Annotated in this window: 28 protein-coding genes; 15 read left to right on the forward strand and 13 right to left on the reverse strand. The window is 64.4% G+C overall.

Going from position 1 to position 23,849, the window contains the following annotated elements:
• Positions 1 to 3: 3 nt before the first annotated feature.
• Positions 4 to 510 (reverse strand): peptide deformylase, encoded by a 507-nt coding sequence (def, locus tag ACTYOL_RS00110; RefSeq protein WP_054893037.1) that lies wholly within the window; start codon positions 508 to 510, stop codon positions 4 to 6.
• 208 nt (positions 511 to 718) lie between these two features.
• On the opposite strand from def, the gene dprA reads away from it, so the two are divergent.
• The 3 genes from dprA (at position 719) to ACTYOL_RS00125 (ending at position 3,183) form a co-directional block, all read left to right on the forward strand.
• Positions 719 to 1,816 (forward strand): DNA-processing protein DprA, encoded by a 1,098-nt coding sequence (gene dprA, locus ACTYOL_RS00115; RefSeq protein ID WP_151925884.1) that lies wholly within the window; start codon positions 719 to 721, stop codon positions 1,814 to 1,816.
• A gap of 37 nt (positions 1,817 to 1,853) precedes the next feature.
• Complete coding sequence (locus tag ACTYOL_RS00120; RefSeq protein WP_197891771.1) at positions 1,854 to 2,411, forward strand: L-threonylcarbamoyladenylate synthase; 558 nt, start codon at positions 1,854 to 1,856, stop codon at positions 2,409 to 2,411.
• A 472-nt stretch (positions 2,412 to 2,883) separates the two neighbouring features.
• On the forward strand, positions 2,884 to 3,183 hold the full coding sequence (locus ACTYOL_RS00125; protein WP_197891773.1) for a DUF6124 family protein: 300 nt from the start codon (positions 2,884 to 2,886) through the stop codon (positions 3,181 to 3,183).
• 151 nt (positions 3,184 to 3,334) lie between these two features.
• On the opposite strand, the gene ACTYOL_RS00130 is transcribed toward ACTYOL_RS00125, so the two are convergent.
• The gene (locus ACTYOL_RS00130) at positions 3,335 to 4,312 is read right to left on the reverse strand and encodes an NADPH:quinone reductase (RefSeq protein ID WP_054893404.1); all 978 of its coding nucleotides are present in this window, start codon (positions 4,310 to 4,312) and stop codon (positions 3,335 to 3,337) included.
• A 133-nt stretch (positions 4,313 to 4,445) separates the two neighbouring features.
• Between ACTYOL_RS00130 and hemF the strand changes: the two genes are divergently transcribed.
• Together hemF and aroE are read left to right on the forward strand one after the other, a co-directional pair.
• Positions 4,446 to 5,357 carry an oxygen-dependent coproporphyrinogen oxidase gene (hemF, locus tag ACTYOL_RS00135; RefSeq protein ID WP_444757386.1) on the forward strand — a complete coding sequence of 304 codons (912 nt, stop codon included), beginning with the start codon at positions 4,446 to 4,448 and terminating at the stop codon, positions 5,355 to 5,357.
• Between the two features lie 25 nt (positions 5,358 to 5,382).
• Entirely contained in the window at positions 5,383 to 6,207 is an 825-nt protein-coding gene (gene aroE, locus ACTYOL_RS00140) for a shikimate dehydrogenase (RefSeq protein ID WP_063541950.1), read from the forward strand.
• A 3-nt stretch (positions 6,208 to 6,210) separates the two neighbouring features.
• On the opposite strand, the gene ACTYOL_RS00145 is transcribed toward aroE, so the two are convergent.
• The 3 genes from ACTYOL_RS00145 to betC form a co-directional block, all read right to left on the reverse strand.
• On the reverse strand, positions 6,211 to 7,776 hold the full coding sequence (locus ACTYOL_RS00145) for a SulP family inorganic anion transporter (RefSeq protein WP_444757387.1): 1,566 nt from the start codon (positions 7,774 to 7,776) through the stop codon (positions 6,211 to 6,213).
• A 68-nt stretch (positions 7,777 to 7,844) separates the two neighbouring features.
• Positions 7,845 to 8,774: a choline ABC transporter substrate-binding protein gene (gene choX, locus ACTYOL_RS00150; RefSeq protein ID WP_153774294.1), complete on the reverse strand. Its 930-nt coding sequence runs from the start codon at positions 8,772 to 8,774 to the stop codon at positions 7,845 to 7,847.
• Positions 8,775 to 8,788: 14 nt separating this feature from the next.
• Positions 8,789 to 10,306, reverse strand: a complete 1,518-nt coding sequence (gene betC / locus ACTYOL_RS00155; RefSeq protein ID WP_200603471.1) for a choline-sulfatase — start codon at positions 10,304 to 10,306, stop codon at positions 8,789 to 8,791.
• A gap of 111 nt (positions 10,307 to 10,417) precedes the next feature.
• Between betC and ACTYOL_RS00160 the strand changes: the two genes are divergently transcribed.
• On the forward strand, positions 10,418 to 11,320 hold the full coding sequence (locus ACTYOL_RS00160) for a choline sulfate utilization transcriptional regulator (protein WP_153774292.1): 903 nt from the start codon (positions 10,418 to 10,420) through the stop codon (positions 11,318 to 11,320).
• 79 nt (positions 11,321 to 11,399) lie between these two features.
• Positions 11,400 to 11,732, forward strand: coding sequence for a DOPA 4,5-dioxygenase family protein (locus ACTYOL_RS00165; RefSeq protein ID WP_054893397.1), 333 nt, complete (start codon positions 11,400 to 11,402; stop codon positions 11,730 to 11,732).
• 90 nt (positions 11,733 to 11,822) lie between these two features.
• On the opposite strand, the gene trpA is transcribed toward ACTYOL_RS00165, so the two are convergent.
• Both trpA and trpB read right to left on the reverse strand, forming a co-directional pair.
• On the reverse strand, positions 11,823 to 12,632 hold the full coding sequence (trpA, locus tag ACTYOL_RS00170; RefSeq protein WP_200603472.1) for a tryptophan synthase subunit alpha: 810 nt from the start codon (positions 12,630 to 12,632) through the stop codon (positions 11,823 to 11,825).
• Positions 12,629 to 13,846, reverse strand: a complete 1,218-nt coding sequence (gene trpB / locus ACTYOL_RS00175; protein ID WP_054893395.1) for a tryptophan synthase subunit beta — start codon at positions 13,844 to 13,846, stop codon at positions 12,629 to 12,631. The genes trpA and trpB overlap by 4 nt, the downstream gene beginning before the upstream one ends.
• A 221-nt stretch (positions 13,847 to 14,067) precedes the next feature.
• On the opposite strand from trpB, the gene ACTYOL_RS00180 reads away from it, so the two are divergent.
• Positions 14,068 to 14,961 carry a LysR family transcriptional regulator gene (locus ACTYOL_RS00180; RefSeq protein WP_153774354.1) on the forward strand — a complete coding sequence of 298 codons (894 nt, stop codon included), beginning with the start codon at positions 14,068 to 14,070 and terminating at the stop codon, positions 14,959 to 14,961.
• Here the strand turns inward: ACTYOL_RS00180 and ACTYOL_RS00185 are convergent.
• Entirely contained in the window at positions 14,958 to 15,281 is a 324-nt protein-coding gene (locus ACTYOL_RS00185) for a DUF883 family protein (protein WP_054893393.1), read from the reverse strand. The genes ACTYOL_RS00180 and ACTYOL_RS00185 overlap by 4 nt on opposite strands.
• Before the next feature lie 151 nt (positions 15,282 to 15,432).
• On the opposite strand from ACTYOL_RS00185, the gene ACTYOL_RS00190 reads away from it, so the two are divergent.
• Together ACTYOL_RS00190 and ACTYOL_RS00195 are read left to right on the forward strand one after the other, a co-directional pair.
• Positions 15,433 to 15,648, forward strand: a complete 216-nt coding sequence (locus ACTYOL_RS00190; protein WP_153774353.1) for a dodecin — start codon at positions 15,433 to 15,435, stop codon at positions 15,646 to 15,648.
• Between the two features lie 110 nt (positions 15,649 to 15,758).
• On the forward strand, positions 15,759 to 15,980 hold the full coding sequence (locus ACTYOL_RS00195) for a DUF1161 domain-containing protein (protein WP_054893391.1): 222 nt from the start codon (positions 15,759 to 15,761) through the stop codon (positions 15,978 to 15,980).
• Between the two features lie 124 nt (positions 15,981 to 16,104).
• On the opposite strand, the gene ACTYOL_RS00200 is transcribed toward ACTYOL_RS00195, so the two are convergent.
• On the reverse strand, positions 16,105 to 17,109 hold the full coding sequence (locus ACTYOL_RS00200) for an LLM class flavin-dependent oxidoreductase (RefSeq protein ID WP_054893390.1): 1,005 nt from the start codon (positions 17,107 to 17,109) through the stop codon (positions 16,105 to 16,107).
• Positions 17,110 to 17,266: 157 nt separating this feature from the next.
• On the opposite strand from ACTYOL_RS00200, the gene ACTYOL_RS00205 reads away from it, so the two are divergent.
• Both ACTYOL_RS00205 and ACTYOL_RS00210 read left to right on the forward strand, forming a co-directional pair.
• Positions 17,267 to 17,692 (forward strand): OsmC family protein, encoded by a 426-nt coding sequence (locus ACTYOL_RS00205; protein ID WP_054893389.1) that lies wholly within the window; start codon positions 17,267 to 17,269, stop codon positions 17,690 to 17,692.
• Between the two features lie 65 nt (positions 17,693 to 17,757).
• Positions 17,758 to 17,991 carry a DUF1161 domain-containing protein gene (locus ACTYOL_RS00210; protein WP_063541964.1) on the forward strand — a complete coding sequence of 78 codons (234 nt, stop codon included), beginning with the start codon at positions 17,758 to 17,760 and terminating at the stop codon, positions 17,989 to 17,991.
• 37 nt (positions 17,992 to 18,028) lie between these two features.
• On the opposite strand, the gene ACTYOL_RS00215 is transcribed toward ACTYOL_RS00210, so the two are convergent.
• A complete protein-coding gene (locus ACTYOL_RS00215; RefSeq protein WP_054893387.1) occupies positions 18,029 to 18,442 on the reverse strand; it encodes a PA0061/PA0062 family lipoprotein in 414 nt (137 codons plus the stop codon).
• A gap of 45 nt (positions 18,443 to 18,487) precedes the next feature.
• A complete protein-coding gene (locus tag ACTYOL_RS00220) occupies positions 18,488 to 18,901 on the reverse strand; it encodes a PA0061/PA0062 family lipoprotein (RefSeq protein ID WP_063541966.1) in 414 nt (137 codons plus the stop codon).
• Positions 18,902 to 18,967: 66 nt separating this feature from the next.
• On the opposite strand from ACTYOL_RS00220, the gene ACTYOL_RS00225 reads away from it, so the two are divergent.
• Positions 18,968 to 20,059 carry an aminopeptidase gene (locus tag ACTYOL_RS00225; protein ID WP_444757388.1) on the forward strand — a complete coding sequence of 364 codons (1,092 nt, stop codon included), beginning with the start codon at positions 18,968 to 18,970 and terminating at the stop codon, positions 20,057 to 20,059.
• A gap of 31 nt (positions 20,060 to 20,090) precedes the next feature.
• On the opposite strand, the gene ACTYOL_RS00230 is transcribed toward ACTYOL_RS00225, so the two are convergent.
• Both ACTYOL_RS00230 and ACTYOL_RS00235 read right to left on the reverse strand, forming a co-directional pair.
• On the reverse strand, positions 20,091 to 20,741 hold the full coding sequence (locus tag ACTYOL_RS00230) for an HAD family hydrolase (RefSeq protein ID WP_444757389.1): 651 nt from the start codon (positions 20,739 to 20,741) through the stop codon (positions 20,091 to 20,093).
• A gap of 103 nt (positions 20,742 to 20,844) precedes the next feature.
• Entirely contained in the window at positions 20,845 to 21,393 is a 549-nt protein-coding gene (locus ACTYOL_RS00235) for a gamma carbonic anhydrase family protein (protein ID WP_444757390.1), read from the reverse strand.
• Positions 21,394 to 21,459: 66 nt separating this feature from the next.
• Between ACTYOL_RS00235 and prlC the strand changes: the two genes are divergently transcribed.
• Together prlC and ACTYOL_RS00245 are read left to right on the forward strand one after the other, a co-directional pair.
• Positions 21,460 to 23,547, forward strand: a complete 2,088-nt coding sequence (prlC, locus tag ACTYOL_RS00240) for an oligopeptidase A (RefSeq protein WP_054893382.1) — start codon at positions 21,460 to 21,462, stop codon at positions 23,545 to 23,547.
• A complete protein-coding gene (locus ACTYOL_RS00245) occupies positions 23,544 to 23,822 on the forward strand; it encodes a YheV family putative zinc ribbon protein (RefSeq protein WP_112897047.1) in 279 nt (92 codons plus the stop codon). Before prlC ends, ACTYOL_RS00245 begins: the two co-directional genes overlap by 4 nt.
• Positions 23,823 to 23,849: the final 27 nt, after the last annotated feature.

Below are 23,849 nucleotides of genomic sequence, written 5' to 3' on the forward strand. Positions count from 1 at the left end.
GGATCAGGCTTGCTGGCGGTGCTGCTTTTCCAGCTTCTTCTTGATCCGGTCGCGTTTGAGCTGAGACAGGTAGTCGACGAACAGCTTGCCGTTGAGGTGATCGAACTCGTGCTGCACGCACACCGCCAGCAGGCCCTCGGCCTCGAGCTCGTAGGGCTTGCCGTCGCGATCCTGGGCCTTGACCCGCACGCGCAGCGGGCGGTCGACGTTCTCGTAGAAGCCTGGCACCGACAGGCAGCCTTCCTGGTACTGCCCCATGTCGTGGGTCAGCTCTTCGACGCTGGGGTTGATGAACACTCGCGGTTCGCTGCGATCTTCGGAAAGATCCATCACCACGACCTGCTTGTGCACGTTGACCTGGGTCGCGGCCAGGCCGATGCCGGGCGCTTCGTACATGGTTTCAAACATGTCGTCGATCAGCTGCTGCAGGGCGTCGTCGAACTCCGTTACCGGTTTGGCGAGGGTGCGCAGGCGCGGGTCGGGGAATTCGAGGATGTTCAAGATGGCCATAGGGTCAGGCAGTCACTGTGCGTTTGGTTGAAAACTGAGCACACATAATAAAGGGAAATGGAGCATTCGGCACCTGTGAAGCTTGGCTAGGGTCTCTATGGGCTTGATAGCTGCCGTTTTGATCGACAGCTTTTCAAAGTGTTACTCACAAAGTTATCCACAGGATGTGCCGCTTCATTGGCCTCCTGCCGATCAAGGACGATCCACCATGAACCCATCCCGCTCGTCGCCTTGCACTCCGGCGGAACTGGAGGCGCGGCTGCGTCTGCATCGCCTTCCCGATATTGGCTTGCGTCGTTTCCATACCCTCATCGAAGCATTCGGCAGCGCCTCTTCGGCACTCAGCGCCCCGGCCAGCGCGTGGCGTGCTCTAGGCCTGAAGGCTTCCAGTATAGACGCCCGGCGCAGTGCGCAAGTACGCGATGGCGCATTGGCTGCAATGGCCTGGCTAGAGCGTCCGGGCCAGTGTTTATTGATGTGGGACGGCCCTGGATACCCGGCATTGCTGGCCGAGATAGACGATCCGCCGCCTTTGCTTTTCGTGGCCGGCGACCCTGCCCTGCTCGAACGGCCGCAGTTGGCGATCGTGGGCAGCAGGCGTGCTTCACCCCCGGCGCTGGATACGGCCGGTGCGTTTTCCCGTTGCCTGGCTCAGGCCGGGTTCACCATCACCAGCGGCTTGGCACTGGGTATCGACGGCGCCGCTCATCGGGCTGCGTTGAACGCTGGCGGCCACACGATCGGGGTGCTCGGCACAGGGTTGCAAAAACTTTATCCACAGCGCCATCGCGACTTGGCACGGGCCATGATCGACAGCGGCAGCGCGCTGGTTTCGGAGTACCCGCTGGACGCCGGACCACTGGCCGGTAACTTCCCGCGGCGCAACCGGATCATCAGCGGCCTGTCGCTCGGCGTGCTGGTCGTGGAGGCCAGCCTCGCCAGCGGCTCGTTGATCACGGCCCGGCTGGCAGCCGAACAGGGACGGGAGGTGTACGCGATTCCCGGCTCCATTCACCACCCGGGCGCCAAGGGCTGCCATCAACTGATTCGCGATGGTGCGCTGCTGGTGGAGAGTGTCGGGCAGATCCTCGACAGCCTGCGCGGTTGGCAGAACCTGCCTCCCGCGTCTGTGGAGAAACCGGGCCATCCACTGCTGGCGCTGCTGCATGCCGCTCCGCAGACCAGCGAGGGCCTGGCCCACAGCAGCGGGCTGCCATTGGCCCAGGTACTGGCCAGTCTGACCGAGCTCGAACTCGAAGGACGGGTCAGCAGCGAAGCCGGACGTTGGTTTGCCCGTTCCGCCTAAGTACACTGCGCATCAGGCTTAAAGCGGAGAGACAGCAATGGTGAGCAGTTGGCGTGTGCAACAAGCCGCGCGTGAGGTGAAGGCGGGTGCGGTGATCGCCTATCCAACGGAAGCGGTCTGGGGCCTGGGCTGCGACCCGTGGAACGAAGATGCGGTGTACCGCCTGTTGGCGCTCAAGTCACGCCCTGTGGATAAAGGCCTGATCCTGGTCGCCGACAACATCCGTCAGTTCGACTTCCTGTTCGAGGATTTCCCCCAGGACTGGATCGATCGCATGGGCAGCACCTGGCCGGGCCCGAACACCTGGCTGGTGCCGCACCAGGACCTGTTGCCCGAATGGGTGACCGGCCAGCACGATACGGTGGCGCTGCGGGTCAGCGATCATCCGCAGGTGCGCGAGCTGTGCGCGCTGGTGGGGCCGCTGATCTCCACCTCCGCCAACCCTGCCGGGCGGCCGGCGGCCAAGAGCCGGTTGCGGGTGGAACAGTATTTCCACAACGAACTGGACCTGGTGCTCGGTGGGGCGTTGGGCGGACGCAGGAATCCGAGTGTGATTCGCGATCTGGTCACGGGCGAAGTCGTGCGGCCGGGGTGATTGTTCGACACTTGTAGGAGCGGGCTTGCCCGCGAAAAGGCCACCGCGGTGCATGGCACCGGCTCTGCCGGTGTTCGCGGGACAAGCCCGCTCCCACAGGGGATTGGGCTGACCTTTAGATTTTGAGCAAGACAGTTGCTCCTACAAGGGAGAGAGGCACCGCTCATCAGGGTTTTCTGATTCTGATCCTCAAGACTGCACATTTCTGACTTAGGGAAATATCCTACGCAGCCTGTCGGCCGCCATTACCTTCTCAGTGGGAACGTCTACCTCTAGGCTCCAGACCGTCGCCGAACAACTTGGCGATCGGGTGTGGTAACCCGGTGTTTCTGGGGCAATGCCGCTTATGGCGGCTGTGCGCGGGAGGCTTTTGCCTGCCGGAAATGCCTCCAGTCCGGTTTACCACTCCGCGTACAGCTGCCACCCAACCGTGTGGTAACGAAAGGGTGTCAGCTCCATCACTGGAGCAATTATGAAGAAGCTAGTCCCCGATCCACCCCTCCCCAAAACCACCACCCACCCCTTCGGCCGCTGCGACGCCGGCCATCCCCCGCTCTTCACCGTCAACCCCGACATCGAACCCCACGACGCCTTGGTCCACGTCGCGCTCTACCTGCGCTGTGCCTACGACACTGGCATCAAAGCCGTTGACCACCTGAGCGACGGCGGTCGGGGCATGTTCTGGTCGAGCCTGCATGCCATCGAGCTGGCAGAGGGCCTGGTCGAAGCGATGCTGGATGGAATCGAGTCTGCGGGTAGCCCCCAAGCCTGATGACTTGAGCAGAGCCCTCGGTGGGAGCGGGCTTGTCGGGGCGACGAACCGCGGTGTGCTTTTCGCGGGCAAGCCCGCTCCTACAGGAACCGCGCGGCACGCATGAACGGCGCTGAACCTGTAGGAGCGGGCTTGTCCCGCGATGGGGCCCTCAGGGCAACAGCACCGTCGACCCCACCGTCTGGCGCGCCGACAACGCTTCCTGCGCCTTCGCCGCCTCGCTCAGCGGATAGCGCTGCTGGATATCCACCACCAGCTTGCCGCTGGCAATCATCGCGAACAGGTCATCGGCCATGGCCTGGGTGTTCTCGGCGTTATTGGCGTAGCTGGCCAGGGTCGGCCGGGTCACGTACAGCGAGCCCTTCTGCGACAGAATTCCCAGGTTCACGCCACTCACCGCGCCGGAGGCATTGCCGAAGCTCACCATCAAGCCACGCGGGCGCAGGCAGTCGAGCGAGGTCAGCCAGGTGTCGGCACCCACGCCGTCGTACACCACCGCGCACTTCTTGCCTTCGGTCAGCTCCAGTACACGCTTGGCCACGTCTTCATGGCTGTAGTCGATGGTCGCCCAGGCCCCCAGCGCCTTGGCGCGTTCGGCTTTTTCTGCCGAGCTGACGGTACCGATCAACTTGGCGCCCAAGGCTTTGGCCCATTGGCAGGCTAGCGAGCCGACGCCACCTGCAGCGGCGTGGAACAGAATGAAGTCGCCGGGCTGCACCGCGTAGGTCTGCTTGAGCAGGTACTGGGTGGTCAGGCCCTTGAGCATCACGGCCGCAGCCTGCTCGAAGCTGATGCTGTCAGGCAGCTTCACCAGGTTCGCTTCCGGCAGGGTGTGGTATTCGCCATAGGCGCCCAGCGGCCCGCCGCCGTAGCCGACGCGGTCGCCGACCTTCAAGCGGGTGACGCCCTCGCCCACCGCATCGACCACACCCGCACCTTCGGTGCCCAGGCCTGAAGGCAGTGATGGCGGTGCGTAGAGCCCACCACGGAAATAGGTATCGATGAAGTTCAGGCCGATCGCATGGTTGCGCACGCGCACCTGCTGCGGGCCGGGCGGTGTCGGTTCGAAGTCCACGAGTTGGAGGACTTCCGGGCCGCCATGCTGGCTGAACTGAATACGCTTGGCCATCACACACTCCTGTTGTCGTCATCGCAAAGGCCCTCTATCGGACGCCTTTGCTTGACTGCCGTCAACTGCGGCGCGGCGCTGGCCGGTGGTATGCTACGCGGCGAATTCCTCCCTGCCCTTCCCAGGTGACCCGATGACCAGCCGCACCGAGGCCGTGAAGGCCTATCTGCTCGACCTGCAAGACCGCATCTGCGCCGCCCTCGAAACCGAGGACGGCGGCGCCCGCTTCGTCGAGGACGCCTGGATTCGCGATGCTGGCGGCGGTGGTCGCACCCGGGTGATCGGCGAGGGCAAGCTGATCGAGAAAGGCGGGGTCAACTTCTCCCACGTGTTCGGCGCAGGCTTGCCGCCGTCGGCCAGCGCGCACCGTCCGGAGCTGGCCGGGCGTGGCTTCGAGGCGCTGGGCGTGTCGCTGGTGATCCATCCGTACAACCCGCATGTGCCGACGTCCCACGCCAACGTGCGGTTCTTCATCGCCGAGAAAGAGGGCGAAGAGGCGGTGTGGTGGTTCGGCGGCGGCTTCGACCTGACCCCGTACTACGGCAACGAGGAAGACTGCATCCACTGGCACCGCGTCGCCGAACAGGCCTGTGCCCCCTTCGGCGCCGACGTGTACCCGCGCTACAAGGCCTGGTGCGACCGCTACTTCCACCTCAAGCACCGCGGCGAACCCCGTGGCATTGGCGGGCTGTTCTTCGATGACCTGAACGAGTGGGATTTCGACACCTGCTTCGCCTTCATCCGCGCCATCGGCGATGCCTACATCGAGGCCTACCTGCCGATCGTGCAGCGGCGCAAGAAGACCCCCTACACCGCGCAGCAGCGCGAATTCCAGGAATATCGCCGTGGGCGCTATGTCGAGTTCAACCTGGTCTACGACCGCGGCACGCTGTTCGGCCTGCAATCCGGCGGGCGTACCGAGTCGATCCTCATGTCGTTGCCGCCGCAGGTTCGTTGGGGCTACGACTGGAAGGCCACCCCTGGCAGCGAGGAAGCGCGCCTGACCGAGTACTTCCTGCAGGACCGCGACTGGCTCGGCCAGTAAATCTGTGGATAACCGAGGATTTCTCATGGACCAGTACGTCGTTTTCGGTAACCCCATCGGCCACAGCAAGTCGCCGCTGATCCACCGCCTGTTCGCCGAGCAGACCGGCCAGGATCTGGAATACAGCACCCTGCTGGCGCCGCTGGACGAGTTCAGCGACTGCGCCCGCGGCTTCTTCAAGCAGGGCAGCGGCGCCAACGTGACCGTGCCGTTCAAGGAAGAGGCGTACCGCCTGTGCGACAGCCTCACGCCACGGGCGCAACGCGCGGGCGCGGTCAACACGCTGACCTTGTTGGCCGATGGCACGCTGCAGGGCGACAACACCGATGGCGCAGGCCTGGTGCGCGACCTGACGGTGAATGCCGGGGTCACGCTGGCGGGCAAGCGCATCCTGATTCTCGGCGCAGGTGGTGCGGTGCGTGGCGTGCTGGAGCCGATCCTGGCGCATAAGCCGCAATCGCTGGTGATCGCCAATCGTACGGTGGAAAAGGCCGAGCAGCTGGCGCGTGAGTTCGATGAACTCGGGCCTGTGGTCGCCAGCGGTTTTGCCTGGCTGCAGGAGCCGGTGGACGTGATCATCAACGCCACCTCGGCGAGCCTTTCGGGGGAGTTGCCGCCGATCGCCGAGAGTCTGGTCGAGGCCGGTCGCACCGTGTGCTACGACATGATGTATGGCAAGGAGCCGACGCCGTTCTGCCAGTGGGCGACGAAGCTTGGGGCGGCGAAAGTGCTGGATGGGCTGGGAATGCTCGCCGAGCAGGCGGCCGAGGCGTTTTACGTCTGGCGCGGGATTCGGCCTGACACCGGGCCGGTGCTGGATGAATTGCGGAGGCAGTTGGCGCGGGGGTAGGGATTACTCCTCGAACCTGATCGGACACCCGTCGATCCCCTCCAGCTTCTGCAACTCCTCCACCACCTGGGGCCTGGCCCGATGCAGGGTCAGGCTGCCGCCATTGCGCGCCAGCCGGCGCGCCTCGCGATGCAACATATCCACACCCGAATAGTCGATGAAGTTGATCTGCCGCGCGTCGATTACCACATGCGGCCCTTGGCAGCGCTGCAGGCGCACCTGCAGGTAATGCGCGGCACCGAAGAAGATCGAGCCACCGACCCGCAGCACGTCCGCCTCCCCTTCACGGCTCTGCTGCACCCGTGGCCGCGAGGTGCGCTTGAGGTAGAAGAACAGCGACGCCAGCACTCCCGCATAGATCGCCGTCTGCAGCTCCAGCAATAGAGTCGCCGCCGCGGTCAGCGCCATCACCAGGAACTCCGAACGGCTGACGCGGAACAGCGCGCGAATCGCCTTGTGATCCACCAGTCCCCAACAAATCAGCAGGATGCTGCCGGCCATCGCCGGGATCGGCAGGTGAGCGATGAGCCCGGCACCGGCCACGGCGAACAGCGCCACCCACAGCGCCGAGAACACCCCGGCCATAGGGGAGCGGGCGCCCGCCTCGAAGCTCAGCCCGGAGCGGGTGAACGAACCAGACGACAGATAACCCGAGAAAAACGCCCCGACCATGTTGGAAACACCCTGGGCGCGAATCTCCTGGTCGGCGTCGATCAGTTGTTCGGAACGGGCTGACAACGAGCGGGCGATCGACAGGCTGGTGACCAGCCCGAGCATGCCCACCGCCACGGCGCTGGGCAGCAGGCGCAGGATCAGGTCCAGATCGAGCAACGGCAGCGGGCTCAGGGGCGGCAGATGGCCGCTGAATGCGGGAACGCGGGGCACGTGAGCGAAGTATCCGGGCAGCAGCCACGCCACCAGGCTCACCAGCACAAGGCTGATCAACAGCGCCGGCCAGCGCGGGCGCAGGAGCTTGATGGCGATGCCGATCAGCAAGGTGGCCAGGCCCAGCCCCAGCGAGGGTAGGTCCACTTCTCGGGCATGGGCGAACAGGTCCTGGGCCGTCTTGAGTGCTGTGGCCTGGCTGGGCAAGTCGATGCCCATCAGGTTCGGCAACTGGCCAAGGGCAATGACGATGGCGGCGCCCAGGGTGAAGCCGAGCACCACTGAATGGGAGACGAAGTTGACCAGCGTGCCGAAGCGCAGCAGCCCGAGCAGCAGCTGGAACACCCCGCCAAGAAAGGTCAGCAGCAGGACGAGGGTCACGTAGTCGCTGCTGCCGGCCACGGCCAGCGGGCTGATACTGGCGTAGAGGACGATGGAGATGGCTGCGGTGGGGCCGCAGATCAGGTGCCACGACGACCCCCACAGGCAGGCGATCAGTACCGGCACGATGGCCGCATACAGGCCGTATTCGGCGGGCAGGCCGGCAATCAACGCATAGGCGATGGACTGCGGCAGGGCGAGGATCGCGCCGCTCAGACCCACCAGCAGGTCCTGGCGCAGGCTGCGGCGCGATTGCCGGGGAAGCCAGGTCAGGAAGGGCAGCAACTGGGTCAGGCGGGGCATGGGTTATTCACAGTCCTGAGTTTTGCCCCTTCCTGGAGCGGATTCATACCCACCGCGGCAGCGGGCAATCAGAGTTTGGCCTTGACGGCCTCCAGTGCATCACCGCCAGCCTTGCTGCTCACGCCGGCGAGCCACGCCTCCAGGACTTGTGGATGCGCCTTCACCCACGCCTTGGCTGCCTGGTCGAAACTGACCTTCTTGTCCACGACCTCGGCCATGATGGCGTTCTCCATATCCAGGGTAAATGCCAGGTTGCCCAGCAGTTTCGCGGCATTCGGGCAGGCCTGTGGATAACCGTTGCGCACCAGGGTGAACACCTCGCCCTTGCTGCCGAACCATTTCTCGCCACCGGTGAGGTAGTGCATCTTCAGCTTCACGTTCATCGGGTGCGGTGTCCAGCCGAGGAAGGTGATGAACTGGTTCTTCTTCACGGCGCGGTCGACCTGCGCCAGCATCGCCTGCTCGCTGGACTCGATCAGCTTCCACTGCCCGAGGTTGAACTCATTCTTGTCGATGATTTCCTTGAGCGACAGGTTGGCCGGCGCGCCGGAGCCGATGCCGTAGAGTTTCTTGTCGAACTGCTCGGCGTGTTTCTGCAGGTCGGCGAAGTCCTTGATGCCGGCATTCCACACGTAGTCGGGCACTGCCAGGGTGAACTCGGTGCCTTCGAGGTTGCGCGACAATTGTTTCACGTCGCCGGTGGCGATGAATTTGTCATGAAAGCCCTGCTGCGCGGGCATCCAGTTGCCGAGGAAGGCATCCACGCGGCCGTCTTTCAGGCCGCCATAGATGATCGGTACAGCAAGGCTGTCGATCTTCACCTGGTAGCCCAGGCTTTCGAACAGCAGGCGGGTGATGGCGTTGGTGGAAGCGATATCGCTCCAACCGGGGTCAGCCAGTTTGACGGTGCTGCATTGCGTGTCGCTGTCGGCCGCTTGGGCGGTCAGGGCGCTCAGGCCCAGGGCCAGGGCGATCACGGCGGTGGAGAACTTCTGCATGGCGGCCTCTCTTCTCAATCCATGGGTGCGGGCTGTGGATAACGTGCCTTGCGCTCGAGGTCATCGAGATCGATATGGTTGCGCATGTACTGTTGGCTGGCGTCGACCAAGGGTTGGTGATCCCAGCTTTTCAGCTTGCCGATGGCCAGGGCCTCGGCCACCAGACGGCGGCGGCGTTGGCTGGCCAGCACCTGCTGGCGCAGGCTGGAAACGTCCCAGCGTTGCCTGGCTTCATCGACAAATGCCTGCAGCAAGCCCTGGTGGTCCGGGCTGCCGGTGAGGTTCTCCCGCTCGTGCGGGTCGCGGCTCAGGTCGTAGAGTAGGCACGGGTCGTCTTCGCTGTACACGAACTTGTACGCGCCACGCCGAATCATCATCAGCGGCCCGACCGTACCCTCGGCCATGTATTCGCCAATCACCTCATCGTGCCCGCCCTGCCCTTGCAAGTGGCCGAGCAGCGAGCGGCCGTCCAGGTGCAGGCTGTTATCCACAGCCCCGCCTGCCAGCTCGACCAGGGTCGGCAGCAGGTCACAGGTGGACACGCTGGCACTGACCCGCGCCGCGGCGAAACGCTTGGGCGCATGGACCAGCAGCGGCACCCGCGCCGACATCTCGAACCAGTGCATCTTGTACCAGAGCCCGCGCTCGCCAAGCATGTCGCCATGGTCGCCGGAGAACACGATCAGCGTGTCGTCGGCCAGGCCGCAATCCTCGAGGGTCTGCAGCAGCTTGCCGATGTTGTCGTCGATGTAGCTGCAGGCGCCGAAGTAGGCGCGGCGCGCGTCGCGGATCTTGTCCACAGGCAGCGGCTTGTTCCACAGGTCATAGACCTTTAGCAGGCGCTGCGAGTGAGGGTCTTGCTGGTCCTGGGCGATTTCGTCGCGTGGCAGGGGGATATCCACAGACTCGTAGAGATCCCAGTAGCGCCGGGGGATGGTGTAGGGGTCGTGCGGGTGGGTCATCGAGACGGTCAGGCAGAACGGGCGACCGTCATCCTCGCGAACGTGGTCGTACAGGTACTGCTGCGCCTTGAACACTACTTCCTCGTCGAAATCCAGCTGGTTGGTGCGCACGCACGGCCCGGCCTGCAGCACCGAGGACATGTTGTGGTACCAGCTCGGGCGCACCTCGGGGGCGTCCCAGTTCACCGCCCAGCCGAAATCGGCGGGATAGATGTCGCTGGTCAGGCGCTCTTCATAGCCGTGCAACTGGTCAGGGCCGCAGAAGTGCATCTTGCCCGACAGCGCGGTGCGGTAGCCGAGGCGGCGCAGGTAGTGGGCGTACGTGGGGATGTCGGCGGGAAAGTCGGCGGCGTTGTCATAGGCGCCGATACGGCTGGGCAACTGGCCGCTGACCAGTGTGAAGCGCGACGGCGCGCACAGCGGGCTGTTGCAGTAGGCCGAATCGAAGACCACTGCCTGTTCGGCGAGGCGGGCGAGGTTGGGCATCCTGATCGGCGAGGGGTTGTAGATCGGCAGCATGGGCGCGGCCATCTGGTCGGCCATGATGAACAGGATATTGGGTTGCTTCATGGGGTGCCCTTCCATCGTCGAACGTTATGTGAATTGCTTGCGATCGAGGATGCGACTGTGGATAACATGGGTAAAGCCCATGGCGGGCAATGACTGGGATTAGCTGAGCTTATGTTTGAGCACCTTGCGGGCATGTCACTGGAAAGCTTGCGTGTGTTCGAGGCGGCGGCGCGTCTGCGCGGTTTTACGGCGGCGGCACTGGAGCTGGGCACCACTCAGCCGGCTGTGAGCCAGCAGGTCAAGCGGCTCGAGGCGCAGTTGGGCACGCGCCTGTTCGACCGGATCTACCGGGGTATCGCGCTGACGGATGCGGGCCAGTCGCTGTTCGAGCAGGTCCACCAGGGTTTGCAGGCGATGGATGAAGGCATTGCCGAGGCCAGCGGTCGCGGGCAGCGCGAGGTGTTGCAGGTGGCCACCGACTTCGCCTTTGCCGCCTTCTGGCTGATGCCCCGGCTGCAGCGTTTTCACGAGGCTTATCCACAGGTGGACGTGAGCCTGGTGACCGGCGAGCGCAGCCAGGGGATGCTGCGGCCCGATATCGATGTGGCCGTGCTGTTTGGCGACGGGCGCTTTCATCAGGGCGAAAGCCGCTGGTTGTTCGATGAAGAGGTCTTTCCGGTTTGCAGCCCTCGGCTGACTGATGGCAAACCCCTGTCAGCCGTGGCTTTGCAACGATTGCCCTTGTTGCATCTACGCGGTGAACAGGCCAGTGGCTGGTTCGACTGGGCGGGGGTGTTTCGCGGTTTCGGCGTGGTCAGCCCGCCACCACCAGGGCAGTTGCGCTTCGATAACTACACCTTGCTGATCCAGGCCGCGATTGCCGGGCAAGGGGTCGGGATTGGTTGGGGGCATCTGGTCGATGGGTTGGTCGAGCAGGGATTGCTGTGCCGGCCGGTGGAAGGGAGTTTGCGTTCGTCGCGTGGGTATTACGTGGTGTTGCCCCCGCGCAAGCGGCGTGGGGCGTTGATCGAACGGTTCGTGGAGTGGCTGGAGTGCGAGCGAGGGACTCAGTGATGCCGTCACGGAGCAGGCCCGCGACGAGGCCCTCCGGCGTATAGTCCTACCCGCAACCCCCCGCATTTCAGGAGCTATCGTGCAAAGGATCAAGGGCTACCATGCTCACGTGTACTACGACGCCTCGACCCAGGAACAAGCCCGGCAACTGTGCGAAGAGGCGGCTCGGCTGTTCCCCGTGACCATGGGCCGCATGCACCAGAAACCGGTCGGCCCGCACCCGGACTGGAGTTGCCAACTGGCCTTCGGGCCGGAGGTGGTGGGTGTGGTGTTGCCGTGGCTGGCGCTGTATCGCAGGGGCTTGGTGGTGTTTTTGCATCCACTGACCGGCGATGAGCTGGCGGACCATCGCGATCATGCGATCTGGATGGGGGCGATCAGGCCATTGGACCTGTCGATCTTCAAGCAATAGCGGTGATCGATTCGCCGGTGAACCCGCTCCCACAGGGTTCGGTGTCATTCCTGTGGGAGCGGGTTCACCCGTGAAGAAAGCGCTACCGGGTCAGCCCCGAGCGCCGCGCACCCCTTCAGCCAGCGCCGAGCACAGGCTCAGTACATCGCTCACAGCCTGCTCGGGTGACTTGGCCTGGGCGATCTTGTCGACCAGTGCCGAGCCCACCACCACGCCATCGGACAGCTTGGCGATCGCTGCAGCCTGCTCCGGCGTGCGGATGCCGAAACCGACGCTGATCGGCAGGTCGGTATGGCGACGCAGGCGGGCGATGGCCTCCTTGACGTGCTCGGTGGTCGCCGAGCCTGCACCGGTTACACCCGCCACCGACACGTAGTAGACGAAGCCCGAGCTGCGCTCGAGCACGCGTGGCAGACGCACGTCGTCGGTAGTCGGGGTGGTCAGGCGGATGAAGTCGATGCCCGCGGCCTGGGCCGGGGTTGCCAGCTCGGCGTCGTGCTCTGGCGGCAGGTCGACGATGATCAGGCCATCGACGCCAACGGCCTTCGCCTCGGCGACGAACTGTTCCACGCCAAAGCGATGGATCGGGTTGTAGTAGCCCATCAGCACGATCGGCGTGGTCTGGTTGCCGACGCGGAATTCGCGGACCATCTCCAGGGTTTTCGCCAGGGTCTGGCCGGCTTCCAGGGCGCGCAGGGTGGCGAGCTGGATCGCCACGCCGTCGGCCATCGGGTCGGTGAAGGGCATGCCCAGCTCGATCACGTCGGCGCCGGCGTCGGGCAGGCCCTTGAGGATTTCCAGCGAGGCCTGGTAGCCAGGGTCGCCTGCGGTGATGAAGGTGACCAGCGCCGAGCGGCCTTCGGCCTTCAGGTCGGCGAAACGTTGTTCAAGACGGCTCATGCCTGTTTCTCCTGGGCAGCCATGTGGTTCATCACGGTTTGCATGTCTTTGTCGCCGCGGCCGGACAGGCACACGACCATCAGGTGATCCTTGGGCAGGCTCGGGGCGCGCTTGATCGCCTCGGCCAGGGCGTGGGAGCTCTCCAGCGCCGGGATGATGCCTTCGAGGCGGCAGGTGGCGTGGAAGGCATCCAGGGCCTCGTCGTCGGTGATGCTGACGTATTCGACCCGCTTCACTTCGTGCAGGTAGGCGTGCTCGGGGCCGATGCCGGGGTAGTCCAGGCCTGCGGAAATCGAGTGGGCATCGGTGATCTGGCCATCGTCGTCCTGCAGCAGGTAGGTGCGGTTGCCGTGCAGTACGCCAGGGACTCCACCATTGAGGCTGGCGGCATGCTTGTCGGTGTGCACACCATGGCCACCGGCTTCGACGCCGATGATCTGCACGCTTTCGTCTTCGAGGAAGTTGTGGAACAGGCCCATGGCGTTGGAGCCGCCGCCGACGCAGGCGACCAGGCTGTCCGGCAGGCGGCCTTCCTTCTCGTGCAACTGGGCGCGGGTTTCCTTGCCGATGATCGACTGGAAGTCGCGAACCATCGCCGGGTAAGGGTGCGGGCCGGCCACGGTGCCGATCAGGTAGAAGGTGTCTTCGACGTTGGTGACCCAGTCGCGCAGGGCCTCGTTCATGGCGTCTTTCAGGGTACCGGTGCCGGCGGTGACCGGAACGATCTCGGCGCCCAGCAGCTTCATGCGGAACACGTTGGCCTGCTGGCGCTCGATGTCGGTTGCGCCCATGTAGATCACGCAAGGCAGGCCGAAGCGCGCAGCGACGGTGGCGGTGGCCACGCCGTGCATGCCGGCGCCGGTCTCGGCGATCAGGCGCTTCTTGCCCATGCGCTTGGCCAGCAACACTTGGCCGATGCAGTTGTTCACCTTGTGCGCGCCGGTGTGGTTGAGTTCTTCACGCTTGAAGAAGATCTTTGCGCCGCCGCAGTGCTCGGTCAGGCGCTCGGCGAAGTACAGCGGGTTGGGGCGGCCGATGTAGTCGCGCTGGAAGTAGGCGAGTTGCTCGAGGAACTCGGGGTCGGCCTTGGCCGCTTCATATTCGCGGGCCAGGTCCAGGACCAGGGGCATCAGGGTTTCGGCTACGTAGCGGCCGCCGAACGAGCCGAACAGGCCATTGGCGTCAGGGCCGGGGCGGTATTGGGACTGGGACATGGGGCGCTCCATAGGGGTCTGGATTGGATATCGTGTTGCCTTCTTCGCGGGCAAGCCCGCTCCCACAGAAACGGTGTGATGCTCAATACAGCACTGCACTTGTGGGAGCGGGCTTGCCCGCGAAGAGGCCACCACTGATCGATGGGCCTACTCTACCCAGCGCAACGTCCGCTGAAAACCGATAAGATTGCGACAACTCGTCAGGAAAACTCACAAGTCAAATGCCCCAGGACCTCCCTCCCCTCAATGCCCTGCGCGCCTTCGAGGCCACAGCCCGACTGAACAGCGTCAGCCAGGCCGCCGAACAGCTTCACGTGACGCACGGCGCGGTGAGCCGGCAGATCAAGGTGCTCGAGGAGCATTTGGGCGTTGCCCTGTTCGTCAAGGATGGGCGTGGCGTCAAACTCACAGATGCCGGGACTCGCCTGCGTGATGCCAGCTTCGATGCCTTCGATCGCCTGCGCAGTGTGTGCGCCGAACTAAGCCGCGATGTCAGCGATGCGCCCTTCGTACTGGGGTGCTCCGGCAGCCTGTTGGCGCGGTGGTTCATTCCTCGCCTCGGGCGTTTGAAGGCCGATCTGCCTGAGCTGCGCCTGCACTTGTCGGCCGGAGAGGGGGATCTCGATCCGCGCCGCCCAGGGTTGGATGCATTGCTGGTGTATGCCGAGCCGCCGTGGCCCGCGGACATGCAGGTGCATGTGCTGGCCGAGGAACGTATCGGGCCGGTGCTCAGCCCGCACTTTCCCGGCTTCGAGCGTCTGCACCAGGCCCCTGCGCGTGCCCTGTTGGGCGAGGCCCTGCTGCACACCACCTCGCGCCCTCAGGCGTGGCCGACCTGGGCTGCGCAGCAAGGGCTGGATGCCAGTGCGCTGACCTTCGGCCAGGCATTCGAGCACCTGTACTACCTGCTGGAGGCAGCGGTGGCCGGTTTGGGGGTGGCGATCGCGCCGCAACCGCTGGTGGCGGACGACCTGCGAGCGGGACGCCTGGCGGCGCCGTGGGGGTTTTCGCCGACGCCGGCGGCGTTGGCGCTATGGGTGCCGCGGCGCGCCGCAGATGGGCGCGCCGAGCAGTTGGCGCAGTGGTTGCGCCGGGAGTTGCAGGCGCAGGGTTAGTTGCGACGGCACAGCAGGTAGGCGGCGAGCAGACCCAATGCGCCAACGGCCACGCCAGCCGTGGTCCAGGGGTGTTCCTGGGCGTAGTCACGGGTTGCGATGCCGGTTTCCCGGGTGCGGGTCTTCACTTCTTCGTAGGCGTCGGTCAGCAGGCTGCGCGAATGCTTGAGAGCGTTCTGGGCGTTGCCGCGCAGCGCCTTCATGGTTTTCTGCGTTTCTTCCGAAGCATCGCCTTTGAGGTCTTCCAGCGTCTTGAGCAGGCTTTCGATCTCAGCTTCCATGCTTTCCAGTGAGGTCTTGCGCAGTGCGTTACGGGCCATGTGGACTCTCCTTCGCTGAGTAGGGTGTAAAGAGTGCGACTGCGCGATGTGGCGAAAGTGCGATCGAACTTTCACCCGAGGCGATGGCTCGCAGGTAAACCGGGCCTGCGCTGCTAGGCTCAATCCAGCACATCATTCAAGGAGAGCGCTCATGTCCGATCATCACACCTACAAGAAGATTGAACTCGTCGGTTCCTCGCCCTCGAGTATCGAAGATGCGATCAACAATGCCCTCGCCGAAGCCGGCAAGAGCATCAAGCACCTGGAGTGGTTCGAGGTGGTCGAAACACGTGGTCACATCCGTGACAACAAGGCCGCGCATTTCCAGGTCACGCTCAAGGTCGGGTTCCGCATCGCCAACAGTTGAAACAGTGCGGGGATAGCCTGTTCCTGCTTTATGGCGTATGACTTCCATGGGGCACCGGTACATGCCGGCGCCCTATTCTGCTTTTTTGATCCGCATAAGGAACGGTAACGATGAAGAAAGTGTTTCTGGCAGTGGGCCTGATGATGCTGGCCGGTGGTGCCATGGCGGCGGGCAAGCCGTGCGAGGAGCTCAAGAGCGAAATTGCAGCCAAGCTCGATGCCAAGGGAGTCCAGGGATATACGCTGGAGATCGTCGACAAGGGCACGCCGGCCGGCAAGGTGATTGGCAGTTGCGAGGCCGGGACCAAGGAAATCGTCTATCGCCGGGGTTGAGGCGACGCTGACCTCAACCGAACGCTGTAAGTGTGGGAGCGGGTTTACCCGCGAAAAAGACACCGCGTTGCTGTGTACAGGCCACACGTTTTTTTCGCGGCGCACGCCCTCCCACAGGTGGCATTTACTCGCCCTTCAACGCCTGCGCCAGCAGCTCGTACGAGCGTAGCCGGTCCGCATGTTCATACAGGTCGCAGGTAAAGATCAGCTCATCCGCGCCGGTCTGCTCCAGCAGCACCTCCACCTTCGCCCGTACCTTCTGCGGGCTACCGATCATCGCCAGCCCGAGGAAGCTCCCCACTGCATCACGCTCATGGGGTAGCCATAGCCCGTCCATGCTTTGCACGGGTGGGCGCTGCATCAGGCTCTGGCCGCGGATCAGCGCGAGGATGCGCTGGTAGACCGAGGTCGCCAGGTATTCGGCCTTCTCGTCGCTGTCCGCCACCACCATCGGGATGCCCAGCATCACGTAGGGTTTGTCCAGCGTCGTCGATGGCTTGAAATGGTCGCGATAGATGCGGATCGCCTCATGCATGTAGCGCGGCGCAAAATGCGAGGCGAAGGCGTAGGGCATGCCGCGCATGCCGGCCAGTTGCGCGCTGAACAGGCTCGAACCCAGCAGCCACATCGGTACTTCGGTGTCGTGGCCGGGCACGGCGATGACTTTCTGATCGTCGGTGCGCGGGCCGAGGTAGCGCGACAGTTCCTCGACATCATCGGGGAAGTCGTCGGCGCTGCCAGAGCGCTCGCGGCGCAGGGCGCGGGCGGTCATCTGGTCGGAGCCGGGCGCGCGGCCCAGGCCCAGGTCGATGCGACCGGGATAGAGGCTGGCCAGGGTGCCGAACTGCTCGGCGATCACCAGCGGCGCATGGTTGGGCAGCATCACCCCGCCCGAGCCGATGCGGATGCGCGAGGTCCCGCCGGCGAGATAGCCCATCAGCACCGAGGTCGCCGAGCTGGCGATGCCGTCCATGTTGTGGTGCTCGGCCACCCAGAATCGGTTGTAGCCCAAACGCTCCACATGCTGCGCCAGGTCCAGCGAGTTGCGTAGCGACTGGGCTGGGCCGGCATCGGCGCGCACGGGCACCAGGTCGAGGGTGGATATCTTCAGGTCGCGCAGCTGCGTCATCGGAGCCTCCGCAGGAAAGTGATTGGCCAAGGGCCTTTGTGACTCTGTATGGGCACCCGGCGATGGATTCAATGGTTGGCTATGGATTGATCTGAACTTGCTGTAGGCAGTGTCCTCAGAATCCGTAGTGACACCCACTGAACATCCAGGAGGCATCATGAAAAAGACAGCATCGGCGATCTGGCAGGGAGGGCTCAAGGATGGCAAGGGCCTGCTGTCCACCGAGAGTGGCGCCCTCAAGCAGAACCCCTATGGCTTCAATACCCGCTTCGAGGGATCGCCTGGGACCAACCCCGAGGAGCTGATCGGCGCGGCCCATGCGGGCTGCTTCTCGATGGCGCTATCGATGATGCTGGGTGAGGCCGGGCTGACGCCTGAACGCATCGACACCATCGCTGAAGTCAGCCTCGACAAGCAGGCCGATGGCTTTGCCATCACCGCCGTGCACCTCACCCTCAAGGCCAAGGTGCCCGGTGCCAGTGAGGCGCAGTTCCAGGAGATCGCCAACAAGGCCAAGGCGGGATGCCCGGTGTCCAAGGTACTCAACGCGACGATCAGCCTGGATGCGACGCTGCTCTCGTAGGTGAGGCGTTGCTTGCTGTAGTCTGGAAGGGTCGGCAGCATGCCTGCCCTTTGAGGAGCCGTTCCATGATCCGCGTAGCATTCGCCGTGCTGGCTTCGTTGCTGGCCACCTCCGCGCTGGCGGCAGTCAAGCCGTGCGAGGAGCTCAAGACCGAGATCGAGGCGAAGATCCAGGCGGCTGGGGTGCCTTCCTACACCCTGGAAATCGTACCGAACAGCGAAGTCAGTGATCAGAACATGGTCGTTGGCAGCTGCGATGGCGGGACCAAGAAGATCATCTACCAGAAGAACGACCAATAGCGGTCGTTGCAGCGGGGTCGCAGTGCGACCCCGTTGTTCATGGAATGCAGAAGATGTTGCTTGGCTCGTCTACCAGCACCTGGCGATTGGCGTCGTACAGGTATACCTGCGGCTGCATCGCCGGGGCCCGGGCTTCGAGGCGATAGCGTTCGCCGGCCTTGAAGTTGTCGAAGCGCACGGTCAGGTAGCAGGTGCGCTCGGTCGGGCTGGTGGTGAAAAGCCCGGCAGTCAGCTCGTAGTCGAAGCGCACCACCAGTTCGTGGCGGCCCGGCGTGATTTGGAAGTAGCGGCCGTCGTCGAGGCGTTTGCCATCGAGCTTGTCGGCCATGATGGTGCGGCCGGGGGTGACGGTGTAGAGATCAACCCAGGCCTGGGCCGGGTCTTTGGGTGGCAAGGGGCTGGCGCAAGCCCCCAGTGCACTGAGGGCGATCAGCATCATGGGCTGGCGCATGAGGACACTCCGCTTGCGGGTCACAGGTTACAAGCATAGCGCTGATCAGGTGCGCTGACAGCCCGCTGGCAGGCCTTGGCCGATCAGTTTCTGCTGTCCGTCATAGAGTTTCACCCAAGGGCGCAAGCCAATGCTGCCGGCTTGCAGGCTGTAGCGCTGACCGGCGCTGAAGTCCTTGAAGGTCAGGTTCAGTTGGCAGTCGCGCCACAGTGGCTCGTCGACCGGGCCGATATTGCTCGGGGAGACTGGAAACTGGTAACGCACCGTCAGTTCATGGCTACCCGGCGGCACTTCGAAATAGCGGTTGTCGGCCCAGTCGCGCTCGTCCACCTGCACGGCGTGCAGCGAGGTGTCGTCGTCGCGGGCGAGGTCGATCCAGGCCTGGTTGGGATCGGGGTCGGGCAAGGTGGAGCAGGCGCTCAGCAGCCCGAAGGTGCCGACGGCAAACAGTGTACGCATGGCGAAAGGGTCCCCTGGCGAGATAGTCTTGGAACGCACAGGCCTTGAGCGGGATGAACAGCCCTGATGTTTCGACTTTTTCTGCTACAGCGCTCAGGCCACCGGGCTCTCGACCGCGTTTTCAGCCCTTTTGTTCCGCTGCTGGCCGCGCTCCTGCTGAGCGGTTGCGGCAGCCTCGGCTACTACGGCCAACTGGCCGAAGGGCAATGGCAACTGCTGCGTGCACGCCAGCCGGTAGAGCGCATGCTGGCCGATCCTGCGACTGACGAACGGCTGCGCCAGCGTCTGCTGCATGCCGAACAGGCCCGCACCTTCGCCAGCGAGCACCTGAAGCTGCCGGACAACCGTAGCTACCGGGTGTACGCCGATCTTGGCCGGCCTTATGTGGTGTGGAATGTGTTCGCCACGCCGGAGTTGTCGCTGCAGCCGGTCACACACTGCTTCCCCATCGCCGGTTGCGTCGCCTACCGCGGCTACTACCGCCAGGGTGCGGCGCGCGGCGCGGCAGCGCTGATGCGCGAGGAGGGGCTGGATGTGTACGTCGGGGGTGTCGAGGCTTACTCGACCCTGGGCTGGTTCGACGATCCGATCCTCTCGTCGATGGTGGGCTGGGGCGAGGAGCGCCTGGCCACGCTGATCTTTCACGAGCTGGCGCACCAGCGCTTCTACGTGAAGGACGACACCGAATTCAACGAGTCCTTCGCCACCTTCGTCGAACAGGAGGGCACGCGGCAATGGCGCATGGCGCGCGGGCTTGCGGCGGCTCACGAGGATGGGGCGCGGCAGCGTGAACAGTTCATCCGCCTGGTGCTGGCGAGTCGCGAGCGCCTGCAGGCGCTCTATGCCGGGACGCTTGCTGATGCCGACAAGCGGGTGGCCAAGCAGGCCGAGTTCGCGCGATTGCGACGTGAATACCGCGAGCTGCGCGATCGGGACTGGGCCGGTGATCGCCGTTATGACGCCTGGGTGTATGGGCCGATGAGCAACGCCAAGCTGCTGCCGTTCGGCCTGTATGACCAGTGGGTGCCGGCGTTTGCGGCGTTGTTTCGTGAGGCAGGCGGGGACTGGACGCTGTTCTATCAGCGGGTCGAGCACTTGGGGCAGCAGCCGATCGATCAGCGAAAAGCGGCCTTGCAGCGGTTGATGGCACAGCCGTGATATGCCGGGGCCGCGCGCGGCCCCGTGGCCATCAAGCCTTGATGAACGCCCGGTGCAAATCTGCCACTGTGTCGAAATGAAACTCCGGCGCCTCGGCCACCAGCTCTTCGCGGCTGCCGAACCCGTAGCCCACCGCTACAGCCTGCAGGCCATTGCTGCGGGCGCCGATCAGGTCGTGCTTGCGGTCGCCGATCATCAGGGTCTGCGCCGGGTCCAGGCGTTCTTCGTCCAGCAGGTGGCGGATCAGCTCGACCTTGTTGGTGCGGGTGCCATCCAGCTCACTGCCGTAGATCACCTTGAAATGCCGGTCGAAGGCGAAGTGGCGGGCGATCTCGCGAGCGAACTCCCAAGGCTTGGAGGTTGCGACGTACAGGGTGCGGCCCTGGCCATTGAGCGCTTGCAGCAGTTCCGGCACACCGTCGAACACCAGGTTCTCGTACAGACCGGTGACCCGGAAACGCTCGCGGTAGAAGTTGACCGCCTCCCAGGCCTTGCCCTCGTCGAAGCCGTAGAACTGCATGAAGGCCTGCAGCAAGGGTGGGCCGATGAAGTGCTCGAGGCGGGTCAGGTCGGGCTCGTCGATACCCAGCTTGGCCAGGGCGTACTGGATCGAGCGGGTGATGCCCAGGCGTGGGTCGGTAAGGGTGCCGTCAAGGTCGAAGAGAATGTTTTGCTGGTGCATGTATGCGGTTCCACTCAAGTCTTGCGTCGACTGCTTCGCGGGCAAGCCCCGCTCCCACAGGATAATCAAAGAGCCTGGGGAAGCGGGCTTGCCCGCGAATGCGTCATTCCGGTTGATCGTAGCTTTCGGCCAGGTGCTGGTCCTTGAGCTTCACGTAGTTGCTGGCGCTGTAGGGGAAGAACGCGCGTTCTTTTTCGTTCAGCGGCCGGGCCTGCCTTACCGGGCTGCCGACATACAGGTAGCCGCTCTCCAGGCGCTTGCCGGGCGGTACCAGGCTGCCGGCGCCGATGATCACCTCGTCCTCGACGATGGCGCCATCCATGATAGTGCTGCCCATGCCGACCAGGATCCGGTTGCCCAGTGTGCAGCCGTGCAGCATCACCTTGTGACCGATGGTCACTTCGTCGCCGATGATCAGCGGGAAGCCGTCCGGGTTGAAGGGGCCGGCGTGGGTGATGTGCAGCACGCTGCCATCCTGCACGCTGGTGCGCGCGCCGATGCGGATGCGGTGCATGTCGCCGCGCACCACGGTCAGCGGCCAGACCGAGCTGTCTTCACCGATCTGCACGTCGCCGATCACCACCGCCGAACGGTCGACGAAGGCGCGTGGGCCGACTTTCGGCGTGTGTTCCCGGAAGGTCCGGATGGCCATGATAGTGTCCCTCTGCAATGCCGATAGGCAGGCTGCCTGCTGCGGTCGGCGTCGATTGTAATTAAGATGGTCCCGTGTTTCTCCTGCCAAGGTATCCAAACCGTGAGTGCGAACAACCCGCTTCTGCAGTCCCACGACCTGCCACCCTTCTCCGCAATCCGCGCCGAACACGTGCTGCCGGCGATCGAGCAGATCCTGGCCGACAACCGCAAGGCCATCGCCGATATCCTCGCGCAGCAGGGCAAGAATCCCTCCTGGGCCGGCCTGGTGCTGGCGATGGACGAACTCAACGACCGCCTGGGCGCGGCCTGGAGCCCGGTCAGCCACCTCAATGCGGTGTGCAACAGCAAGGAACTGCGCGAGGCCTACGAGTCGTGCCTGCCGGCGCTGAGCGCCTATTCCACCGAGATGGGGCAGAACCGCGCCCTGTTCGATGCCTACCAGGCGCTGGCCAACAGCGCCGAGGCCGCCAGTTTCGACGTGGCGCAGAAGACTATTCTCGAGCACGCCCTGCGTGACTTCCGTCTGTCGGGCATCGACCTGCCGGCCGACAAGCAGCAGCGCTACGCCGAAGTGCAGAGCAAGCTCAGCGAACTGGGCAGCCGCTTCTCCAACCAGTTGCTCGACGCCACCCAGGCCTGGACCAAGCACGTCACCGACGAAGCCGCGCTGGACGGCCTGACCGAATCGGCCAAGGCGCAGATGGCCGCCGCTGCCCAGGCCAAAGGCCTCGACGGCTGGCTGATCACGCTGGAATTCCCCAGCTACTACGCGGTGATGACCTACGCCAGCGACCGCGCCCTGCGCGAAGAACTGTACGCCGCCTACTGCACCCGCGCGTCCGACCAGGGCCCGAACGCCGGGCAGTTCGACAACGGCCCGGTGATGGCCGAGATCCTCGACCTGCGTCAGGAACTGGCCGCGCTGCTGGGCTACGCCAACTACGCCGAGCTGAGCCTGGCCACCAAGATGGCCGAATCCAGCGACCAGGTGCTGAGCTTCCTGCGTGACCTGGCCAAGCGCTCCAAGCCGTTCGCGGCCCAGGACCTGGAGCAGCTCAAGGCCTACGCCGCCGAGCAGGGCACCCCGGAGCTGGCCAGTTGGGACGCCGGCTATTACGGCGAGAAGCTGCGTGAGCAGCGCTACAGCGTGTCGCAGGAAACCCTGCGTGCCTACTTCCCGATCGACAAGGTGCTGAGCGGCCTGTTCAGCATCGTCCAGCGCCTGTACGGCATCGAAATCGCCGAACTCAAGGGCTTCGACGCCTGGCACCCGGACGTGCGCCTGTTCGAGATCAAGGAGAACGGCCAGCACGTCGGGCGCTTCTTCTTCGACCTTTACGCCCGAGCCAACAAGCGCGGCGGCGCCTGGATGGACGGTGCCCGCGACCGTCGCCGCACCGCGGCAGGCGCCTTGCAGAGCCCGGTGGCCAACCTGGTGTGCAACTTCACCCCGGCTGCACCGGGCAAGCCGGCGCTGCTCACCCACGACGAAGTCACCACGCTGTTCCACGAGTTCGGCCACGGCCTGCACCACCTGCTCACCCGCATTGAGCATGCCGGCGTGTCGGGCATCAACGGTGTGGCCTGGGACGCGGTCGAGCTGCCGAGCCAGTTCATGGAGAACTGGTGCTGGGAGCCTGAAGGTCTTGCACTGATCTCCGGTCACTACGAGACCGGCGAGCCGCTGCCCCAGGACCTGCTGGACAAGATGCTGGCGGCGAAGAACTTCCAGTCCGGGATGATGATGGTGCGCCAGCTGGAGTTCTCGCTGTTCGACTTCGAGCTGCACGCCACCCATGGCGACGGCCGCAGTGTGCTGCAGGTGCTCGAGGGCGTGCGCGATGAGGTCACGGTGATGCGTCCGCCGGCCTACAACCGCTTCCCCAACAGCTTTGCGCACATCTTCGCCGGCGGCTATGCGGCGGGCTACTACAGCTACAAGTGGGCCGAAGTGCTGTCGGCCGACGCCTTCTCGCGCTTCGAGGAAGAAGGCGTGCTCAATGCCGAGACTGGCCGCGCGTTCCGCGAGGCGATCCTGGCTCGGGGCGGTTCGCGCGAGCCAATGGTGCTGTTCGTCGATTTCCGTGGTCGTGAGCCTTCCATCGATGCGCTGCTGCGTCATAGTGGCCTGACCGAGGATGCGGCGGCATGAGTGAGGGCGGCGTGATCAAGACCAAGAAGCGCTTTATCGCCGGGGCGGTATGCCCGGCGTGCAGCGAGCCCGACAAGCTGATGATGTGGAACGAAGACGGCGTGCCACACCGCGAGTGTGTGGCCTGCGGCTTCACCGACACCCTCAACGAGCAGGGCTTGTCGGTGCCCAAGGAGCTCGGTACCCGGGTAAACCAGCAAGCGGTCAAGGCCGAGCCGGTAAAGGTGCAGACGGTTCAGTTCTTCCCGAATCCGAAGCTCAAGAAGCCGGATTGACCCCGTCCGCCTGACGGCACTGGTCTT

Source organism: Pseudomonas sp. A014, from assembly GCF_052378495.1.
Classification (GTDB): domain Bacteria; phylum Pseudomonadota; class Gammaproteobacteria; order Pseudomonadales; family Pseudomonadaceae; genus Aquipseudomonas; species Aquipseudomonas machongensis.

Bases quoted from the DNA above. Each gene is read 5' to 3' on its own strand.
- def (WP_054893037.1), bottom strand. From the start codon at position 510: ATGGCCATCTTGAACATCCTCGAATTCCCCGACCCGCGCCTGCGCACC.
- dprA (WP_151925884.1), top strand. From the start codon at position 719: ATGAACCCATCCCGCTCGTCGCCTTGCACTCCGGCGGAACTGGAGGCG.
- ACTYOL_RS00120 (WP_197891771.1), top strand. From the start codon at position 1,854: ATGGTGAGCAGTTGGCGTGTGCAACAAGCCGCGCGTGAGGTGAAGGCG.
- ACTYOL_RS00125 (WP_197891773.1), top strand. From the start codon at position 2,884: ATGAAGAAGCTAGTCCCCGATCCACCCCTCCCCAAAACCACCACCCAC.
- ACTYOL_RS00130 (WP_054893404.1), bottom strand. From the start codon at position 4,312: ATGGCCAAGCGTATTCAGTTCAGCCAGCATGGCGGCCCGGAAGTCCTC.
- hemF (WP_444757386.1), top strand. From the start codon at position 4,446: ATGACCAGCCGCACCGAGGCCGTGAAGGCCTATCTGCTCGACCTGCAA.
- aroE (WP_063541950.1), top strand. From the start codon at position 5,383: ATGGACCAGTACGTCGTTTTCGGTAACCCCATCGGCCACAGCAAGTCG.
- ACTYOL_RS00145 (WP_444757387.1), bottom strand. From the start codon at position 7,776: ATGCCCCGCCTGACCCAGTTGCTGCCCTTCCTGACCTGGCTTCCCCGG.
- choX (WP_153774294.1), bottom strand. From the start codon at position 8,774: ATGCAGAAGTTCTCCACCGCCGTGATCGCCCTGGCCCTGGGCCTGAGC.
- betC (WP_200603471.1), bottom strand. From the start codon at position 10,306: ATGAAGCAACCCAATATCCTGTTCATCATGGCCGACCAGATGGCCGCG.
- ACTYOL_RS00160 (WP_153774292.1), top strand. From the start codon at position 10,418: ATGTTTGAGCACCTTGCGGGCATGTCACTGGAAAGCTTGCGTGTGTTC.
- trpA (WP_200603472.1), bottom strand. From the start codon at position 12,632: ATGAGCCGTCTTGAACAACGTTTCGCCGACCTGAAGGCCGAAGGCCGC.
- trpB (WP_054893395.1), bottom strand. From the start codon at position 13,846: ATGTCCCAGTCCCAATACCGCCCCGGCCCTGACGCCAATGGCCTGTTC.
- ACTYOL_RS00180 (WP_153774354.1), top strand. From the start codon at position 14,068: ATGCCCCAGGACCTCCCTCCCCTCAATGCCCTGCGCGCCTTCGAGGCC.
- ACTYOL_RS00185 (WP_054893393.1), bottom strand. From the start codon at position 15,281: ATGGCCCGTAACGCACTGCGCAAGACCTCACTGGAAAGCATGGAAGCT.
- ACTYOL_RS00190 (WP_153774353.1), top strand. From the start codon at position 15,433: ATGTCCGATCATCACACCTACAAGAAGATTGAACTCGTCGGTTCCTCG.
- ACTYOL_RS00195 (WP_054893391.1), top strand. From the start codon at position 15,759: ATGAAGAAAGTGTTTCTGGCAGTGGGCCTGATGATGCTGGCCGGTGGT.
- ACTYOL_RS00200 (WP_054893390.1), bottom strand. From the start codon at position 17,109: ATGACGCAGCTGCGCGACCTGAAGATATCCACCCTCGACCTGGTGCCC.
- ACTYOL_RS00205 (WP_054893389.1), top strand. From the start codon at position 17,267: ATGAAAAAGACAGCATCGGCGATCTGGCAGGGAGGGCTCAAGGATGGC.
- ACTYOL_RS00210 (WP_063541964.1), top strand. From the start codon at position 17,758: ATGATCCGCGTAGCATTCGCCGTGCTGGCTTCGTTGCTGGCCACCTCC.
- ACTYOL_RS00215 (WP_054893387.1), bottom strand. From the start codon at position 18,442: ATGCGCCAGCCCATGATGCTGATCGCCCTCAGTGCACTGGGGGCTTGC.
- ACTYOL_RS00220 (WP_063541966.1), bottom strand. From the start codon at position 18,901: ATGCGTACACTGTTTGCCGTCGGCACCTTCGGGCTGCTGAGCGCCTGC.
- ACTYOL_RS00225 (WP_444757388.1), top strand. From the start codon at position 18,968: ATGTTTCGACTTTTTCTGCTACAGCGCTCAGGCCACCGGGCTCTCGAC.
- ACTYOL_RS00230 (WP_444757389.1), bottom strand. From the start codon at position 20,741: ATGCACCAGCAAAACATTCTCTTCGACCTTGACGGCACCCTTACCGAC.
- ACTYOL_RS00235 (WP_444757390.1), bottom strand. From the start codon at position 21,393: ATGGCCATCCGGACCTTCCGGGAACACACGCCGAAAGTCGGCCCACGC.
- prlC (WP_054893382.1), top strand. From the start codon at position 21,460: ATGGTCCCGTGTTTCTCCTGCCAAGGTATCCAAACCGTGAGTGCGAAC.
- ACTYOL_RS00245 (WP_112897047.1), top strand. From the start codon at position 23,544: ATGAGTGAGGGCGGCGTGATCAAGACCAAGAAGCGCTTTATCGCCGGG.